Here is a 16206-nt window from a genome sequence, read left to right as displayed (position 1 = left end):
CCCCAGGGGGAAGATGATGGCCGCAAAAGCAAGGTTCCTGTTGTTTTGCCTTATCGTTCTGGCGCTGCCGGGCGGACTGATGGCGCTGGATGATCCCCGGGTAGGAGATCTGGGCAAGCTGGTGATGATCCTCAGCCCGGCTCTGGCTGGCCTTGTCCTGAACTGGGGTCTGGGCAAACGGGACGGCCCGATCCGGTGGCGCGAAGTCGGGCTGGCGGGCTTGATCACGCTTTCCGTCGCGGGGCTGGCGCTTGCTGTTGCGTTGCTGGCCGGCGCTGCGGGGTTCAGCGGCCAGATCCGGACAACGCCGGACGCGGCGACCCTGATCGGAGCCACGTTGCTGACCAGCGTGCTAGAGGAACTCGGCTGGGCCGGCGGCGGACTAGCCTTGGCCCTGAAGGCGTTTGGCCGGCGTATCGGCGTGCTGATCCTGGGTCTGGTCTGGGCCGCCTGGCACCTGATCCCGACGTTCCTGAAGGTCGGCCTGTTCCCGGACCTGGAGGCCGCGCCGCCCCTGATGCTGGTGGTCTTCGTGATCGCCTGCCTCATCTACCGCGAACTGCTGACCCGGTTTGTCGAGCGCAGCGGGTCCTGGCTTGGCGCAGCGGCGGGCCACGCGGCGCCCAATGTGCTGCTGACGGCCTTTGTGGCATTCTCCGGTCTTGTGGTCCTGCAGAAGCCCGAGGCCTGGCCGCTGTTCCCGGCGCCCGGCGGCGTGGTGTTCGCCGTGCTGGCCCTGGCGGCGGTATGGCTGCTGATCCGAAGGAATGGGGCTTCGCGCGCGGCGCCCGCCGGGTGAGTATGCCTCCATGACAAGTACGCTCCCCGACGCCGGAACCGACTGGCCGACCCTCAAGGCCCGCATGGCCGACTACGCCACCGGCGACGTCGCCTGGCGCGACGGAAAAACCGCCGTCTATGTGTTCAACGCCGGCCCCGAGGTCGAGCAGGTGCAGAAGGAGGCCTACGCCCTCTTCATGTCTGAGAACGGCCTTGGGCCTGCTGCCTTTCCCAGCCTCAAGCGCATGGAAGACGAGGTGGTGGGCTTCGGCCTGTCCCTCCTGAACGGGCCAGAGGGCGCGTCCGGCGCGATCACCTCGGGCGGCACGGACTCCATCACCATGGCGGTGAAGGCGGCCCGCGACTATGCGCGCAAGGAAAAGGGCGTCGCCGGCCCCCTCAACATCGTCCTGCCCCGCTCTGCACATCCGGCCTTCGACAAGGCTGCGGCGGTCATGGAGATCGAGGTCCGCCGTACCCCGCTAATCGACTTCCTCGCCGATCCGGCGGCCATGGCGGCGGCGTGCGACGCATCGACCATGATGATCGTGGGTTCGGCGCCCTCATTCCCCTATGGCCTGATCGACCCGATTGAGGCGCTTTCGGACCTGGCCCTGGCGCGCGGCCTCTGGCTGCATGTGGACGCCTGCGTCGGCGGCTACATCGCCCCCTTCGTTCGCATGAATGGCGTGGACCTCGCGCCTTTTGATTTCGAGGTCCCTGGCGTGCGGTCCATGTCCGCCGACCTTCACAAGTATGGCTATTGCGCCAAGGGCGCCTCGACCGTCCTCTTCCGCGATGCGGCCCTGCAGAAGTTCATGATCTTCGATTTCAGGGACTGGCCGGGCGGACGGATGATCACCCCCACCCTGGCCGGCACCCGACCTGGCGGCGCCATCTCTGCGGCCTGGGCGGTGATGAACTTTCTGGGCGTGGCCGGCTATCGTGAAAAGCAGGGCCAGGTCACGGCCGCGCGGGCGAAGATCGCGGCGGGCGCCGAAGCCCTGGGCTTCAAGGTCCTGGGCCAACCCAAGCTGGGCATCCTGGCCTTCAACCATCCCGAGGCGGACAGCGTGGCCGTCTGGTCCAAACTACGCGAGCGAGGCTGGTTCACCAGCCTGGCCACCGAGCCCAAGAGCCTGCACCTGATGCTGTCGCCGTTCCACCTGGAAGTGGCGGATACATACCTGACGGACCTGGCGTGGGCGTTGGGTGAGGTGCAAGGGGGTGTTGGTGTGGCGGGCGGCGAGGTGCGGTATTCGTAGGCAGTCAGCGCTCGATCAAGAGGTTTGACCCTCATAACGTTATGCGTTAGAATTTTGATCGATGCTGCGTAGCTTCCGGGATTCAGAAGCCGAGCGGATATGGGCCGGCCTACGTTCGCGACGTCTGCCGCCTGATATTCAGGATGCTGCGCTTCGAAAACTCCGTCTGCTGAACAGGGCGGGACGTCTGGAAGACCTGTTGGCCCCGCCGGGTAACCGCCTCGAGGCGCTGCGCGGCGACCGTCGGGGCCAGTATTCGATACGGATCAATCAGCAATGGCGGATCTGCTTCCGCTGGAATGATGGACACTGCGACGATGTCGAAATCTGCGACTACCACTGACATTTCGGATCAGCTGATCAACCCGACGCCGGGTGAAATCCTGATGAAGGAATTCCTTGCGCCTCTGGCCCTGAGCCAGACTGCGCTCGCCCGCGCCCTTGGCGTCTCGCCGCGGCGTATCAACGAGATCGTGCTCGGCAAGCGCGCCATCACTGCCGACACCGATCTGCGCCTTGCCCGCTACTGGGGCATGAGTGAAGGTTTCTGGCTGGGCCTGCAGATGGACTACGACCTGATGCAGCGCCGCCGCGAACTGGGCGACGTCCTGGAACGTATCACGCCTCGGGCGGCTTGAAGCGCGTTCAGGATGGCGCGCGCTGCGGCGGCTCGCAACGGCCTCCCTACGCCACCCGGTCCAGCCGGTCGGCGATCCACATCTTGATCAGCGCCTGACGGGTGACGCCGCGCCTCTGGGCCTCGATGTCGAGGCGGCGGACCATTTGATCGGTGAAGTCGATGTTGACCCGGCGTTTGGCCAGCCCGGGCCGGCGGGCGGTGGACCAGTCCACATGCGCGCTGACGTCTTCGCCGTCGTCGAACGCGGCGTCGAACGCGGCGGCGTCAATCGTCCTGGTGCTCATAGCGCCTCACCTCTTCCTCCCGCGACCGCCGGACCGAGATGATCCGGGTCGCCTCGCCGCGCATCGTGACGACCGCTGTCCAGACATTCCCGTCGATCCATCCGATCACCAACTGGCGCGGTTCACTCAGGAACTGCGTATCGACCACCAATCGCAGGTCATCTGTCCATAGTGCCTGAGCCGCCTCGAAATCGATCCCATGCTTGGCGAGGTTCGCCGCGCTTTTGGTAGGATCGAATTCGAACATCAGCGAAGATAGTGCGGAAATGGTATATTTTCTAGCCCCAAGCTTGCGAGGGCAGGCGGCGTTTGCATGACGAAAGGCTCAGTCAAACCGCACCGGAAACCAAGGATTGACGCCACTTTTGTGAGCAACATCGTGATCTTCCTGCGAGAGTCGTCTGTGTCTCTCGTTCCCGGACCTCAAACCGTCGCCTGTCCCGCGCGCGCCAAGAGTTCGCCAAATCCGGGCGCCTCGACGCCGCGAACGAATGACGTCAGCGACATGCGCGCGAATGCCGCCGTAATGTCCCGTGAACCTGGAGCCAGTCGGCCCTCAGCGATGGCCGCGCGGAAATCTTCCGGCGTCAGCGCCAGGGCGAGGCTGTCCGGTTCTGGCGGGAGCGAGTCGAACACGATCACCCCATAGGCCAGTCGTGTCAGCAGCCGGGTTACTGCCAGCCGTGCCAGAAGGGCCGCGTCGGGCGCACGTCCGAAACTCGATGCCAACAGCTCGTGTTCCAGTTCGTCGCCGACCGCCAGCTCGGTTGAAGCGATCGCCAGGTCAACAAGCGGATCGCTCAGCCAGGCCAACTCCCAGTCAACCAGCCAGAGCCGCGCACCATCGAATATGAGATTGCGCGGGCTGACGTCGTTGTGTGTCGACGCAATCGGTCCATCCCAGACAAGCGCCTCGGCGATCCGCGTCAGCCCCTCCCGACATGGCGCGAGGTCCAACGTCGAAAACCGTCCGCTCGCGCCAAGACGTGCCAGCAGCACGCTGATCAGTTCAGGGTAGGGGCCAAAATCTGCGAATGGGGCGGCGGCTCGCACCTTGGCCAGAAGGTCGCCCATCCCCCGAGCAAGACCCACTGCGCCGCCAGGATGGTCTACGAGGGGGCGCGGCGCCAGATAGTCCATGACGCAGACACCGCTCTTCGGATCCGCGAAGTGCAGCGCCGGCGCCGCCCCGACCGCTGCCGCCATTGCCATCGCCGCAAAGTGTCGCGCTCGGTCCTCCAGAGCGATACGCTCCGGCTCTATGCGTAGGACACTTTCACGCCCGGCGGCCGTCAGTCTCAGAATTAGGGCTCCAGATACCCCGCCGGAAAGCACTTCTGCGTGCTCGGGACGTCTCGTTCCCAGTACGGCTTCTAGGGCGAAATCAACATCGGGGCGCCGATCTTCCGGTACGAGTGCAGCAAGGGCGTCGTATCCGCGCACCCGTCCACTCCCTACGCCACCCGCACCCGCGCCGTGCTCTCCGGCAGTTCCGTCCCGAACGCGCGCTGGTAGAACTCGGCCACGGTACCGCGCTCAAGCTCGTCGCACTTGTTGAGGAAGGTCATCCGGAACGCCAGGCCGATGTCGCCGCCGAAGATCTCGGCGTTCTGGGCCCAGGTGATCACCGTCCGCGGGCTCATGACGGTGGAGATGTCGCCGTTCATGAAGGCGTTGCGGGTCATGTCGGCGACCCGCACCATAGCGTTGATCGTCCGCTTGCCTTCCGCCGTCTGGTAGGCCGGCGACTTGGACAGCACGATCTCGGCCTCCACGTCGTGGGCCAGATAGTTCAGCGTGGTCACGATCGACCAGCGGTCCATCTGGCCCTGATTGATCTGCTGGGTGCCGTGATAGAGCCCGGTCGTGTCGCCCAGACCGATGGTGTTGGTGGTCGAGAACAGCCGGAACCACTTGTTGGGCTGGATCACGCGGTTCTGGTCCAGCAGGGTCAGCTTGCCCTGCGCTTCCAGCACGCGCTGGATCACGAACATCACATCGGGCCGACCGGCGTCATATTCGTCGAACACCAGGGCAATGGGCCGCTGGATCGCCCAGGGCAGCATGCCCTCGCGGAATTCGGTGATCTGCTTGCCGTCCTTCAGGACGATGGCGTCCTTGCCGACCAGGTCGATCCGGCTGACATGGCTGTCCAGGTTCACCCGGATCAGCGGCCAGTTGAGGCGCGCGGCCACCTGCTCGATGTGGGTGGACTTTCCGGTGCCGTGGTAGCCCTGCACCATCACGCGACGATCAAAGGCGAAGCCCGCAAGGATCGCCCGCGTCGTCTCGGGATCGAACTTGTAGGCCGGGTCCACGTCCGGAACATGACTGTCCCGCTCGGTGAACGCCGGGGCCTTCATGTCGATGTCCACACCGAAGGTGACGCGCACATCGACCTCCCGGTCAGGCGCCAGAGCGAGGAGTTTGTCGTCAGATGAGTCAAATGCAGCCATGGCGGGATCGATTACAGGCTTGCCGTGGCGGACGCAAACAGGTGTTTGATAGCAGAGCCATGAAGGAGGAACGAACGATGCCAAAGGACGCAAAAAGCGCAGGGCTCGAGATCACGGTGACGCCGCAGCCAACAGGCTTCGGCGCCGAGATCACGGGTGCAGATCTGTCCCGGCCGCTGGAGCCGGCGGCCTTGGCGGAGATCAAGGCCGCATGGGCGCGTCACGGGGTGGTGGTGTTCCCGGATCAGCCTCTGACCCTTGAGCAACTCGAAGCCTTCACCCTGCAGATCGGGCCGTTCGGCCATGACCCCTACGTCAAGCCCATGGAAGGTCATCCCAACGTCCTGGAAGTGCGCCGCGAGCCTGACGAGAAGGTCACGCCCTTCGGTGGTAACTGGCACTCCGACTGGAGCTTCCAGGCCCGGCCGCCTGCCGCCACCATCCTGCGCTCCGAGACCATCCCCCCGGTGGGCGGCGACACCCTCTATTGCGACGCGGCCAGCGCCTATGACGCGCTGCCGGAGGCCACAAAGGACAAACTGGCCCCGCTGCGCGCCATCCATTCCGCCAGCAAGGCCTATGGTCCGGACAGCGCCTATTCGCGCGAGCTCCACCTGCGGGCCATGCCGATCATCGTCAGCCCGGAGGCCGAAAAGACCTGTGCGCACCCGCTGGTGCGCACCCACCCGGTGACGGGTCGCAAGGCGCTCTTCATCTCGCCGGTCTACACGGTGGGTATCGAGGGGATGGCGCCCAACGCGGCCGATCCATTGCTGGCCGAGCTCTACAAGCACCTGGTCCAGGACCAGTTCATCTACCGCCACCGCTGGCGGCCCGGGATGGTGGTGATCTGGGACAACCGCTGCACCATGCACAATGCCCTGGGCGGCTACGATGGCCATCGGCGGGTCATGCACCGCACGACTGTGGCCGGCGAGGCGCCGATCTGACCGGCCTCAGTCGGAGAAAGTTTTGCGCAGTATCAGCAGTCCGACAAAACTGACCGCCCCCGCCGCCGCCAGATAGCCGCCCACCGGCGCAAGGCCGCCGCCATTGGCGAGGGTCTGGGCAATTACCGGGGTCAGGCCCCCGCCGATGATGCCGCCCACGTTGAACACCATCGAGGCGCCGGTGTAGCGCACCCGCGCCGGGAACAGGCTGGGCAGAAATGCGCCCAGCGGCCCGTAGACGAACCCCATGACAAACAGCGCCAGTGACAGCCACGCCCAGATCAGCAGCAGTGAGCCGGAACCCATCAGGGCCGCCATTGCGGCGCCCACGGCCAGGGTTCCCAGGCAGCCGGCCATCAAGACGCGCCGTGCGCTGGAGGCGTCGGCTGCATAGCCTGCCGCGATGATCCCCGCCGCCAGGAACACGATCGCGCCCAGTTGCACCTGCAGGAAAGTCTCGCGACTGTAACCCAGCGTCGTCGTGCCATAGCCCAGGGCAAATGCGGTCGACAGATAGAAGATCGCAAAGCAGGCCACCGCCGCAAACGTACCCCCCACCAGGGCTCCGGGATGGCGTTTGAAGACCTCGGCCATGGGCACGTGGCTGGGCGCTTCATCGGCGAGCACCTTCTGGAAAGCCGGCGTCTCACCGATCCGCAGGCGCACCCACAGCCCCACGCCCACCAGGATCGCGCTGGCCAGGAACGGCAACCTCCAGCCCCAGGCCAGGAAGTCCTCTGACGTCAGGACCAGGCCCAGGATCAGGAACAGACCATTGGCGGCGATGAATCCCGACGGCGCGCCGAGTTGAGGGAACATGCCGAACCGCGCCCGCCAGCCCGGCGGCGCATTCTCCACCGCCAGCAAGGCCGCGCCCCCCCACTCGCCGCCCAGTCCGAACCCCTGGCCGAACCGCAGCAGGCACAGCAGGAACGGCGCCACCCAACCCACCATGGCGTAGGTCGGCAGGAAGGCGATCAGGAATGTCGACACCCCCATCATCATCAGCGACGCCACCAGCGTCGACTTCCGGCCGATCCGGTCGCCGAAATGGCCGAAGACGGCGGCGCCCACAGGCCGGGCGAAGAAGGCCACTGCAAAGGTCGCATAGCTCTGCAGCAGCTGGGCGGAATCCGACGATTTGGGGAAGAACAGCGCCGGGAACACCAGCGCCGCCGCCGTGGCGTAGATGTAGAAATCGTAGAACTCTACCGCTGTGCCCACCAGGCTGGCGCCCAGCACGCGGCGGTTGGACGCCTTCACAGCACCGGATGTGTTCATTGTCACAGATGTTCCCCCGTTTACCCACGGCTTCGCCTCCGCAGCGTTCGGGGTCAAGCCGCTTGGCGCCCTGCCGCCTTTGCGGCTAGGGCGATGCGATGAACGCTCAGGTCGACCCCTTCTACGCCATCTCCATCAGCGGACTGGCCCAGCGGCTGAAGTCCGAGGGCCGCTCGATCATCCATATGGAGTTCGGCCAGCCGTCCACCGGCGCGCCGAAAGCCGCGATTGCGGCTGCACATGCCGTACTCGACGCCGAGGCCATGGGCTATTGGGAAAGCGCGCCGCTCAAGGCCCGCATCGTTCGCCACTACGCCGAATTCTACGGCGTGACGCTGGAACCTGCGCAGATCACACTCACCTGCGGCGCCTCGCCGGCGCTGGTGCTGGCGCTGTCGTCCACCTTCAAGCCGGGCGATGTGATCGCCATGGCCCGGCCGGGCTACGTCGCCTATCGCAATACCGTCAAGGCGTTGCACATGGTCCCGCTGGAGATCGCCTGCGGTGCGGAAACCCGGTTTCAGCTGACGGCGGCGACGCTGGCCGGGCTGGATCCGGCGCCTGCGGGAGTGATCCTGGCCAGCCCCGCAAACCCCACCGGCACGGTCATCTCGGCCCGGGAACTGGCGGCGATCGCCGAGGTCTGCCGCACGCGCGGCATCCGGATCATCTCCGACGAGATCTATCACGGCCTCAGCTACGCGGAGCCGACCCGCTCGATGCTGGAGTTCTCGCCCGAGGCCATCGTCGTGAACAGCTACTCGAAGTATTTCAGCATGGCCGGCTGGCGGCTGGGCTGGCTGGTCGTGCCGCGCAGCGAGGCGTCCCGCGCGGTGGCCTATATGGGCGCCATGTTCTTGACGCCGCCGGCTCTGGCCCAGCATGCCGCGCTGGTCGCCATGGATTGCCGCGACGAGTTGGAGGGACACCTCTCCACCTACCGGCGCAATCGTGAGCTGTTGCTCGAGGCGTTGCCGAGTCTGGGGCTGGATCGGATCGCCCCACCCGACGGGGCCTTCTACATCTGGGCCGACGTTGGCGAGCTGACCAACGACAGTCTGGGGTTTTGTCGCCAGCTGCTGCAGGATACCGGGGTTGCCACGGCGCCCGGAATCGATTTTGACCCGGTTGATGGCCACCGGTTCATCCGGCTGAGCTTCGCGGTTTCCACGCCTGAAGTCGAGGACGCGATCAGCAGGTTGAAGCCCTGGTTCGACCAGAAACGCGCACAACAGGGACTGGGCTGATCGACTACTGCCCGCTGGCCTCGCCAACCACTCCGGCCACCGTAGCGCGCGCTGCACACTGGGCCAGCGCCGTGCGGGTCTCCGGCGGCAGGGCGGTGGCGTTCTGCGCCGCGCCCTCCAGAGTCCCTGTCTTGACGGCCTCGATGATCACGTCGGTGACGCCCTTGAGTTGGGCGGGATCAAGCCTGGCGCCGAGACGTTCCTCGACGCACCCGCAAAAGGCCTCGCTCTGACCGGCGACGGTGCAGGCGGTCTTGAGACTCACCATGCCGGAGGCCGTACGGGTCGCTTCCTTGGCGAAGTCGCCGGCGCTGGTCTTCAGCGCCGACCCCGCGTTGTCGCAGGAGGCCAGGGCAAGGCCGGCCAGCGCGATCAGGCTGATACGCAGGTTCATCATGGTAAGGGATCCTTGGAAGAGTGGCGTTCGCCCGGTTGATGACGCATTGCGGTCGGCTGATCCAATGCCAATCTGGCATTCGCTAGATGCGCCTCGGCAATGTTGATCTTCCGGCGGGTGACGGGCTGGTCCCGGGACAGTAGAGCAATCCATGCGCCTGCATCCTGCTTCAAATCGAACCCGTGACAGCCATGCTCACCTGCTCCGGATGGCAGGGCCGGGCGCCCGCGTCGGCGTGATCGCCAACGCGGTGGACGACCTTCCGATGGCGTCGCGACAGGCCTATGCGCGCCATGTCTACGATCCGATCGCCGAATTCCGGGACCAGGGCCTGGACGCCTATGATCTTGATCTCCGGGCCTACTTTCGACGACCCGAGGCTTTGCTGGCCGAACTCTCGCGCACGACGATGGTCTGGGCGGTCGGCGGCAATGCGTTTCTGCTGCGAAGAGCCATGCGGCAGAGCGGGTTCGACGCCATAGCGCCGGGCCTCGTCTGGGCAGAACAGCTGATCTATGGCGGCTGGAGCGCCGGGGCCTGTGTCGCTGCGCCGTCGTTGCGGGGTCTGGAGCTCATGGATGATCCGGCGGTCCTGGCCGAAGGCTATCAACCTGATCCGGTCTGGGAGGGGCTTGGATTGATCGACGCGGCGATCGTACCCCATTTCCGCTCCGAACATGCCGAAGCCGGGGCGGCGGAGCGAACCGCCAGCTGGATGGCTGAAAATCGGATTCCCCACCGGACTTTGCGCGATGGCGACGTGTTGATCCAGGACGGTGAAACCCTCGAGCTGCACGTCGGGCGCACTTGACACACGGGTCGTGAGGCCGCCTTTCACCTCGCAAAAGGGAGACAGGCACATGCAGACACGCCGCATCGGTTCGCTCGAGGTTTCGGCCATTGGTCTGGGCTGCATGAGCCTGAGCCACGCCTATGGCGCCCCTCCGCCCCGTGAGCAGGCCGAACAGGTGCTGCTGGGCGCGCTGGACGCCGGCTACACCTTCTTCGACACGGCGGCGGTCTATGGCCTGGGGCACAATGAGACCCTGGTGGGCGAGGTGTTGAGCCCGCATCGCGACAGGTTCGTGCTCGCGTCCAAATGCGGGATTACCGACGCCACCGGCACGCAACGCGGGATCGACGGCCGGCCCGAGACGATCAAGGCACTTTGCGAGGTCAGCCTGAAACGCCTGAAGACCGACGTTATCGACCTCTACTACCTGCACCGGATGGACCGTCAGGTGCCGATCGAGGACAGCGTCGGCGCCCTGGCCGACCTGGTGGCGGCAGGAAAAATCCGTTCCATCGGCCTGTCGGAGGTTTCCGCACCGACCCTGCGCAAGGCCCACGCCGTCCACCCCATTGCGGCGCTGCAGACCGAGTACTCGCCCTGGACCCGGAACCCCGAGATCGCCGTGCTGGACGCCTGCCGCGAACTGGGCGTGGCCTTCGTGGCCTTCTCGCCGGTCGGACGCGGGTTTCTGGCGGGTGGCGTCACCGACCCGGCGAAGCTGGAGGAAGGCGACTTCCGGCGCAGCATGCCCAGATTTCAGGGCGCCGCGTTCGAGGCCAACATGGCGCTCTATCGCCGGTTCGAGGCGCTGGCGAGCGAAGCCGGCTGCACGACGGCCCAGCTCTGCCTCGCCTGGCTTCTGCAGAAAGATGAGATCATCATTCCGATCCCTGGCACCACCAGCCCCGATCACATGCGCGAGGATGCCGCCGCCGCCGGTGTGACGCTGTCAGAGGCCGTGATGGCCCGGGTTGATCAGATTGTGAACGGCGAGACCGTCACGGGATCACGCTACGCGCCCGCCATGCAGGCCTCGGTGGATACCGAGCTGATGCCCACGGAAGGCTGAGGGTTCTCCCTGTCACAAGGCATTGGGTTCGGCGATTCAGGCGCCGCCTCGCGGCTGCTGTCACCCCCGCGTCCACTCCGGCTGACCCACATCGTCCAGGCGAGTGGGGCGGCCGTGCAGGGCCACCTCGCGGAACTGGTATAGCCAGGCCGCGGTCGGGGCGTTGACCCATTGGCCGCGGAGCCGCATCTGCAGGATCAGGTCGTCGCCATGAGGGTGAGCCTGACGGCGTGGGGACTTTGGATGGTCCAGCTCGGCGAGCGGGATCCGCCAGGCGACATGGACTTCGACGGGGTCAGGGATCACGGTGAGTTCGGTATCGGACCAGAAGACCACAGGCGTCACCCGATGCCCGCCCAGGGTCTTGAAGTCATCCAGTCGGCCCAGCGCGGCGTCCCGATCCAGCGACACGCCAAGTTCCTCAGAGGTCTCGCGCCGGGCGGCGTCGATCACATCCTCACCGGGTTCGATATTGCCGCCGGGAAGAGCGTAGTTACCGGCGTTGCGCCGCATGGTCAGTGCGCGACGGGTGAGCAGGAAGGTAGGCCTGCCCTTATGTGGCGAGACCACCACCGCCACGGCCGCCAGCCGCAATCCATCCGCCGCAATCTCGCGACGCGGGAACCCCGATAGGTTGGCCGTAATCCGCGATCTGAGGTCCGGCAGCGGCAGTGCAGCCCAGGTCACCGCGCGTCAGACGAGACCGTGAAGCCCTCGTAGCCGTTGGCGGCCACCTCGTTGCACTTGTCACGATAGACTGGGAAACCGCCGATGTAGGGCATGAACACCTGGGGTTTTCCCGGCACGTTGGCGCCCATGTACCAAGAGTTCGCCAGCGGGAATATGGTGGGCGCGGCCACCTCGTTGACGTGTTCGACCCAGGCGTCCTGGGCGGCTGTCGTCGCCTCGATGGCGCCCATCTGCCGTTCGCCCATCCAGCCGATGCAGTCGGAAATCCACTCCACATGCTGCTCTATGGCCACGGCCATGTTGCAGAGCACAGAGGGGCTGCCGGGCCCGGTCACAATGAACAGATTGGGGAATCCCGCCACCATCAGGCCCAGGTAGGTGCGCGGGCCGTCCGCCCACTCGTCCTTCAGGGTCTCGCCGCCGCGGCCGCGGATGTCCACCTTGCCCAGCGCGCCCGTCATGGCGTCGAAGCCGATGGCGTAGACGATGGTGTCCACGTCATAGCTTCCGCCCGTGGTGCGCACGCCGCTGGGTGTGATCGCCTCCAGCGCCTCTTCGCGAAGGTCAACCAAGGTGACGTTGTCGCGGTTGAACGTGTCGTAGTAGCCGGTGTCCACGCAAAGGCGCTTGGAGCCGATCGGGAAGGACTTGGGCGCCAGCTTTTCGGCTACGGCAGGGTCCTTGACGATCTCGCGGATCTTGCCCCGGACGAACTCGGCGGCCGTATCGTTGGCCTGGGTGTCGACGACCAGGTCGCCATACCCGCCCAGCAGTGCGAAGCCGCCAATCTCCCAGCGGGCCTGATAGTTGGCCTGCCTGGCTTCCGAGCTGTCCTCCAGCGCCAGGGTCGCGTTGTTCCCCACCATCAGGATGCCGAAGCCGGTTTCGCGGGCTTCCTTGCGGCGCTGCGCGCGGTTGGCCTTCCAGTCGGCGGCGATCACCGGGTCCACAGGGCCATTGTGCGCAGGCACGCTGAAATTGGGCGTGCGCTGGAACACCGTCACATGGTCCGCCTCGGCGGCGATGATCGGGATCGACTGGATGGCAGACGATCCTGTGCCGATGACCGCTACGCGCTGGCCTTTGAAATCCACGCCGTCACGGGGCCAGTTGTTCGTGTGCCAGCTCTTGCCCTGGAAAGTTTCCATACCGGGGAACGTCGCGTCGTTGGGCACAGAGAGGCAACCGGTGGCCATGACACAGTAGCGTGCGCTGATGCGCTCCCCCCGGTCGGTTGTCACCGTCCAGCGGTTGGAACCTTCGTCAAAGTGGGCGGTGGTGACCCGGGTCTCGAGCTGGATGTCCGGTCGCAGGTCGAACCGGTCGGCGACATGATTGAGGTAGCGCAGCAGTTCCGGCTGGGTGGCGTACCGCTCGCTCCAGACCCACTCGTCATCGAGCTCCGGCGAGAAGGAATAGGAATATTCCTGGCTTTCAATATCGACCCGGGCGCCGGGATAGCGGTTCCAGTACCAGGTACCGCCCACGCCGGTACCGGCCTCATAAATCCGCGCACTGAGCCCCATGCCCCGCAGCTTGTGCAGCATGTAGAGGCCGGAGAACCCGGCGCCCACGATCACCGCATCGAATGAATCGTCTGCTGCGCCCATTGCCATGACCACATTTCCTCACCCGTTGTTTTCCAACCATACCCGACTTGCCGACCTGTGCAGGACTTTCATGCGAGAGGGCGCCGTTAGGTCAGGCCAGTGTGACGGGCAACCTCAGATAGACATGACCGCCGGGGCTGGCGGGGGGCAGGGCGCCGGCCCGGATGTTAACCTGCAGAGACGGCAGGATCAGCGTCGGCGGCGCCAGGGTCGCGTCGCGTGTTTGGCGCATGGTGACGAAGGCGGCCTCGGCGACGCCCTCGTGGACGTGAATGTTGTGGGCCCGCTCTTCGGCCACGGTGGTTTCCCAGCGGGCCTCGGTGCGGCCTGCGGGCAGGTAGTCGTGGCCGACGAAGAGGCGGGTTTCCGGCGGCAAGGCCAAGACCTTCCGGATGGATCGGTAGAGAGCCGTCGCGTCGCCGCCCGGGAAGTCGGCGCGGGCGGTGCCGTAGTCCGGCATGAACAGTGTGTCGCCGACAAAGGCCGTGTCGCCCAGGGTGTAGGTGACACAGGCTGGCGTATGACCAGGCGTATGCAGCACGCCGATGGACAGGTCGCCGAGCGGAAGGGTGTCACCTTCCCGAACCAGTCGATCAAAGTCGCCGCCATCGGGCTGAACATTTTCGACCTCGAACAGCGGTGCGAACTGCGCCTGTACTTCGGTGATCCGCGCCCCGATGACCACCTCGGCCCCGGTGGCGCGGCGTATGTGATCGGCGGCCGACAGATGGTCGGCGTGTGCGTGAGTCTCCAGTACATAGGCGAGATGCAGGTCCTGCTCGCGTACGGCTTGCAGGATCGCCTCCGCCGAATCGGTCGATAGCCGTGCGCTTCTGGGCTCGAAGTCGAGGACCGGGTCGATGATCGCCGCCGCGCCTGTGGCCGGATCGGAGACCAGGTAGCTGGCAGTAGATGTGGCAGGGTCGAAAAACGCTTGAATATGCGGTTGCATGTTCGGAGCCTCCTGGGTGTGACCACGAAGATATTAGATCTTGCTAAATTAGCAATAGCGCATATATGGAACTCATGTTCGATCTCGCGAACTTCGACATCGCCCAGTTTGAGGCCAGCGCCGGGGAGGCCGCAAGGCTTCTGCGCGCGCTCGCCAATGAGCGGCGGTTGATGATCCTGTGCCAGCTCGTGGAGGGCGAACGATCGGTGGGCGAACTGGTTCCCCTCGTCGGCCTTTCGCAGTCCGCCTTGTCGCAGCACCTTGCGGTGCTGAGGGAAGAGGCCGTCGTGGCCACCCGCCGCGAAGCCCAGAGCGTGCGCTACCGGATCGCCGACCCCGCAGCACTGAAGGTAGTGGCGACGCTCGCAGAGATCTTTTGTCCCCCTGACATGAGGTCCCCCAATGACAACCGTTCTCACATCTCTGACGCCGGCTGACGCCAGGAACCGCCTGATGCAGCACCGCGCCGTGCTCGTGGATATCCGCGAGCCGGACGAGTTCGCACGCCGCCACGTCCGCGGCGCCCTGTCGCGTCCGCTATCGGCCTTCGAACAGGCGCACCTGAAGATCGAGCCCGGGCGCGATGTGATCTTCACCTGCCGTACTGGCATGCGGACCGGTGCGAACTGCGACCGGCTCGCCAAGGCCGTGGAGGGCCCGGCATTTGTGCTCGAGGGTGGTGTTGATGGCTGGGAAGCAGCCGGATTGCCGGTCGAAGAGGACCGCAAGGCGCCGCTGGAAATGATGCGCCAGGTCCAGATCGCAGCCGGCCTGCTGGTGCTGGCGGGCGTTGGCCTGGGCTTCGGGTTTCATCCTGGCTTCTTCGCGATCTCCGGGTTCGTCGGCGCCGGGCTGACCTTCGCCGGCGCGACCGGCTCTTGCGGCATGGCCCGGCTATTGATGCTGGCGCCCTGGAACCGTCGAGTGGTTGGGTGATGCCATGGATCCTGTCCTGGCCTATGCGGCCGCCGGTCTCAGCGGCGCGTTGATCGGACTGCTGCTGACGGTGTTCGGCGGCGGCGGCTCGGTGTTGGCAACCCCGCTGTTGCTGTACTTTGTCGGCGTACAGGACCCGCATGTGGCGATCGGCACCTCGGCCGCCGCCGTCGCCGTGAACGCCGCCATGGGCCTGGGCGCCCAGGCCCGGGCGGGACGGGTCAAGTGGCCTTGCGCCCTGGTGTTCGGTGGGGCTGGTCTGGCTGGCTCGCTGGTCGGGGCCCACCTGGCCCAGAAGGTGGACGGGGCGGTGCTGATCCTGTGGTTTGCCGTCGTCATGGCGCTGATCGGCGCCTCGATGCTGCTTCCCAAGAAGGATGCTGGCGATCCGTCCGTACACCTCACGCCGGCCCTTACCCTCAAACTGGCCCCGCTGGGTCTGGCCACCGGCCTCGCCGCAGGCTTCTTCGGGATCGGAGGCGGATTCCTGATTGTTCCGGGCCTGATGGCGGCGACCGGCATGACCCTGGCCCATGCGGCTGCCTCCTCACTCGTCTCGGTGGCGCTGTTCGGCGCCGCGACCAGCGCGAGCTACGCTATCTCGGGCCTGATCGACTGGGGCCTGTTTGCCGCGCTCGTGGTCGGCGGCGCGGGCGGCGCCCTGGCCGGCGCGCCCCTGGCGCGGGCCCTGGCGGGACACGCAGATCTGGCCCGGCGGGTATTCGCGCTGATGGTGATCGCGACGGCCGCCTACGTCGCCTGGCGCGCGATGACCTGAGGCGTGACCGCGGAAGAGACTCCTGCGATGTGACAGGATCGGGTTACAATGACGTCAGACGATCCGGCGCTCGCCTTG

At 65.9% G+C, this 16206-nt stretch carries 20 protein-coding genes; 11 read left to right on the top strand and 9 right to left on the bottom strand.

What is annotated here, in order from left to right; all coding sequences use genetic code 11:
* The first annotated feature begins 13 nt into the window (after nucleotides 1-13).
* From ACIQ3B_RS01260 to ACIQ3B_RS01245, 4 genes are all read left to right on the top strand, one after another.
* Nucleotides 14-799, top strand: a complete 786-nt coding sequence (locus ACIQ3B_RS01260) for a type II CAAX prenyl endopeptidase Rce1 family protein (protein WP_397399366.1) — start codon at nucleotides 14-16, stop codon at nucleotides 797-799.
* A 10-nt stretch (nucleotides 800-809) separates the two neighbouring features.
* Complete coding sequence (locus tag ACIQ3B_RS01255) at nucleotides 810-2045, top strand: pyridoxal-dependent decarboxylase (RefSeq protein WP_397399364.1); 1236 nt, start codon at nucleotides 810-812, stop codon at nucleotides 2043-2045.
* A gap of 61 nt (nucleotides 2046-2106) precedes the next feature.
* Nucleotides 2107-2388: a type II toxin-antitoxin system RelE/ParE family toxin gene (locus ACIQ3B_RS01250; RefSeq protein WP_397399362.1), complete on the top strand. Its 282-nt coding sequence runs from the start codon at nucleotides 2107-2109 to the stop codon at nucleotides 2386-2388.
* Complete coding sequence (locus ACIQ3B_RS01245) at nucleotides 2363-2683, top strand: HigA family addiction module antitoxin (protein WP_397399360.1); 321 nt, start codon at nucleotides 2363-2365, stop codon at nucleotides 2681-2683. Before ACIQ3B_RS01250 ends, ACIQ3B_RS01245 begins: the two co-directional genes overlap by 26 nt.
* Nucleotides 2684-2729: 46 nt before the next feature.
* Here the strand turns inward: ACIQ3B_RS01245 and brnA are convergent, their stop codons facing one another.
* The 4 genes from brnA to cobS all read right to left on the bottom strand — a co-directional run bounded on the left by brnA (nucleotide 2730) and on the right by cobS (nucleotide 5425).
* Entirely contained in the window at nucleotides 2730-2969 is a 240-nt protein-coding gene (gene brnA, locus ACIQ3B_RS01240; protein ID WP_397399358.1) for a type II toxin-antitoxin system BrnA family antitoxin, read from the bottom strand.
* Nucleotides 2950-3216 (bottom strand): BrnT family toxin, encoded by a 267-nt coding sequence (locus ACIQ3B_RS01235; RefSeq protein WP_397399356.1) that lies wholly within the window; start codon nucleotides 3214-3216, stop codon nucleotides 2950-2952. Before ACIQ3B_RS01235 ends, brnA begins: the two co-directional genes overlap by 20 nt.
* A gap of 176 nt (nucleotides 3217-3392) precedes the next feature.
* Nucleotides 3393-4304 carry a phosphotransferase gene (locus tag ACIQ3B_RS01230; protein ID WP_397399435.1) on the bottom strand — a complete coding sequence of 304 codons (912 nt, stop codon included), beginning with the start codon at nucleotides 4302-4304 and terminating at the stop codon, nucleotides 3393-3395.
* 119 nt (nucleotides 4305-4423) lie between these two features.
* The gene (gene cobS, locus ACIQ3B_RS01225; protein WP_397399354.1) at nucleotides 4424-5425 is read right to left on the bottom strand and encodes a cobaltochelatase subunit CobS; all 1002 of its coding nucleotides are present in this window, start codon (nucleotides 5423-5425) and stop codon (nucleotides 4424-4426) included.
* Between the two features lie 77 nt (nucleotides 5426-5502).
* Between cobS and ACIQ3B_RS01220 the strand changes: the two genes are divergently transcribed.
* A complete protein-coding gene (locus tag ACIQ3B_RS01220; RefSeq protein ID WP_397399352.1) occupies nucleotides 5503-6375 on the top strand; it encodes a TauD/TfdA dioxygenase family protein in 873 nt (290 codons plus the stop codon).
* A 6-nt stretch (nucleotides 6376-6381) separates the two neighbouring features.
* Here ACIQ3B_RS01220 and ACIQ3B_RS01215 read toward each other — a convergent pair whose 3' ends face one another.
* Nucleotides 6382-7656, bottom strand: a complete 1275-nt coding sequence (locus tag ACIQ3B_RS01215; RefSeq protein ID WP_397399350.1) for an MFS transporter — start codon at nucleotides 7654-7656, stop codon at nucleotides 6382-6384.
* A gap of 98 nt (nucleotides 7657-7754) precedes the next feature.
* Between ACIQ3B_RS01215 and ACIQ3B_RS01210 the strand changes: the two genes are divergently transcribed.
* Nucleotides 7755-8903 (top strand): pyridoxal phosphate-dependent aminotransferase, encoded by a 1149-nt coding sequence (locus ACIQ3B_RS01210; RefSeq protein ID WP_397399348.1) that lies wholly within the window; start codon nucleotides 7755-7757, stop codon nucleotides 8901-8903.
* A 4-nt stretch (nucleotides 8904-8907) separates the two neighbouring features.
* Here ACIQ3B_RS01210 and ACIQ3B_RS01205 read toward each other — a convergent pair whose 3' ends face one another.
* Nucleotides 8908-9300: a hypothetical protein gene (locus ACIQ3B_RS01205; RefSeq protein WP_397399346.1), complete on the bottom strand. Its 393-nt coding sequence runs from the start codon at nucleotides 9298-9300 to the stop codon at nucleotides 8908-8910.
* A 151-nt stretch (nucleotides 9301-9451) separates the two neighbouring features.
* Between ACIQ3B_RS01205 and ACIQ3B_RS01200 the strand changes: the two genes are divergently transcribed.
* Nucleotides 9452-10111 carry a Type 1 glutamine amidotransferase-like domain-containing protein gene (locus tag ACIQ3B_RS01200; protein ID WP_397399344.1) on the top strand — a complete coding sequence of 220 codons (660 nt, stop codon included), beginning with the start codon at nucleotides 9452-9454 and terminating at the stop codon, nucleotides 10109-10111.
* Nucleotides 10112-10160: 49 nt separating this feature from the next.
* Entirely contained in the window at nucleotides 10161-11162 is a 1002-nt protein-coding gene (locus ACIQ3B_RS01195; protein ID WP_397399342.1) for an aldo/keto reductase, read from the top strand.
* A 60-nt stretch (nucleotides 11163-11222) separates the two neighbouring features.
* Here the strand turns inward: ACIQ3B_RS01195 and ACIQ3B_RS01190 are convergent, their stop codons facing one another.
* The 3 genes from ACIQ3B_RS01190 to ACIQ3B_RS01180 all read right to left on the bottom strand — a co-directional run bounded on the left by ACIQ3B_RS01190 (nucleotide 11223) and on the right by ACIQ3B_RS01180 (nucleotide 14414).
* Nucleotides 11223-11849 (bottom strand): NUDIX hydrolase, encoded by a 627-nt coding sequence (locus ACIQ3B_RS01190; RefSeq protein WP_397399340.1) that lies wholly within the window; start codon nucleotides 11847-11849, stop codon nucleotides 11223-11225.
* On the bottom strand, nucleotides 11846-13468 hold the full coding sequence (locus ACIQ3B_RS01185) for a flavin-containing monooxygenase (protein WP_397399338.1): 1623 nt from the start codon (nucleotides 13466-13468) through the stop codon (nucleotides 11846-11848). Before ACIQ3B_RS01185 ends, ACIQ3B_RS01190 begins: the two co-directional genes overlap by 4 nt.
* An 85-nt stretch (nucleotides 13469-13553) precedes the next feature.
* Complete coding sequence (locus ACIQ3B_RS01180) at nucleotides 13554-14414, bottom strand: MBL fold metallo-hydrolase (RefSeq protein ID WP_397399336.1); 861 nt, start codon at nucleotides 14412-14414, stop codon at nucleotides 13554-13556.
* A 74-nt stretch (nucleotides 14415-14488) separates the two neighbouring features.
* Here ACIQ3B_RS01180 and ACIQ3B_RS01175 point away from each other — a divergent pair, with 74 nt between their 5' ends.
* Genes ACIQ3B_RS01175 through ACIQ3B_RS01165 form a run of 3 tightly spaced genes read left to right on the top strand, consistent with a single transcriptional unit; the run spans nucleotide 14489 to nucleotide 16128 of the window.
* Nucleotides 14489-14851 (top strand): ArsR/SmtB family transcription factor, encoded by a 363-nt coding sequence (locus ACIQ3B_RS01175; RefSeq protein ID WP_397399334.1) that lies wholly within the window; start codon nucleotides 14489-14491, stop codon nucleotides 14849-14851.
* Entirely contained in the window at nucleotides 14817-15350 is a 534-nt protein-coding gene (locus ACIQ3B_RS01170; protein ID WP_397399332.1) for a rhodanese family protein, read from the top strand. Before ACIQ3B_RS01175 ends, ACIQ3B_RS01170 begins: the two co-directional genes overlap by 35 nt.
* A 4-nt stretch (nucleotides 15351-15354) precedes the next feature.
* The gene (locus tag ACIQ3B_RS01165) at nucleotides 15355-16128 is read left to right on the top strand and encodes a sulfite exporter TauE/SafE family protein (protein WP_397399330.1); all 774 of its coding nucleotides are present in this window, start codon (nucleotides 15355-15357) and stop codon (nucleotides 16126-16128) included.
* Nucleotides 16129-16206 lie beyond the last annotated feature (78 nt).

The organism is Phenylobacterium sp., assembly GCF_044358365.1.
Classification (GTDB): domain Bacteria; phylum Pseudomonadota; class Alphaproteobacteria; order Caulobacterales; family Caulobacteraceae; genus Phenylobacterium.
The sequence above is the reverse complement of the archived record's forward strand: the minus strand, read 5'-3'. Positions and strand labels throughout refer to the sequence as shown.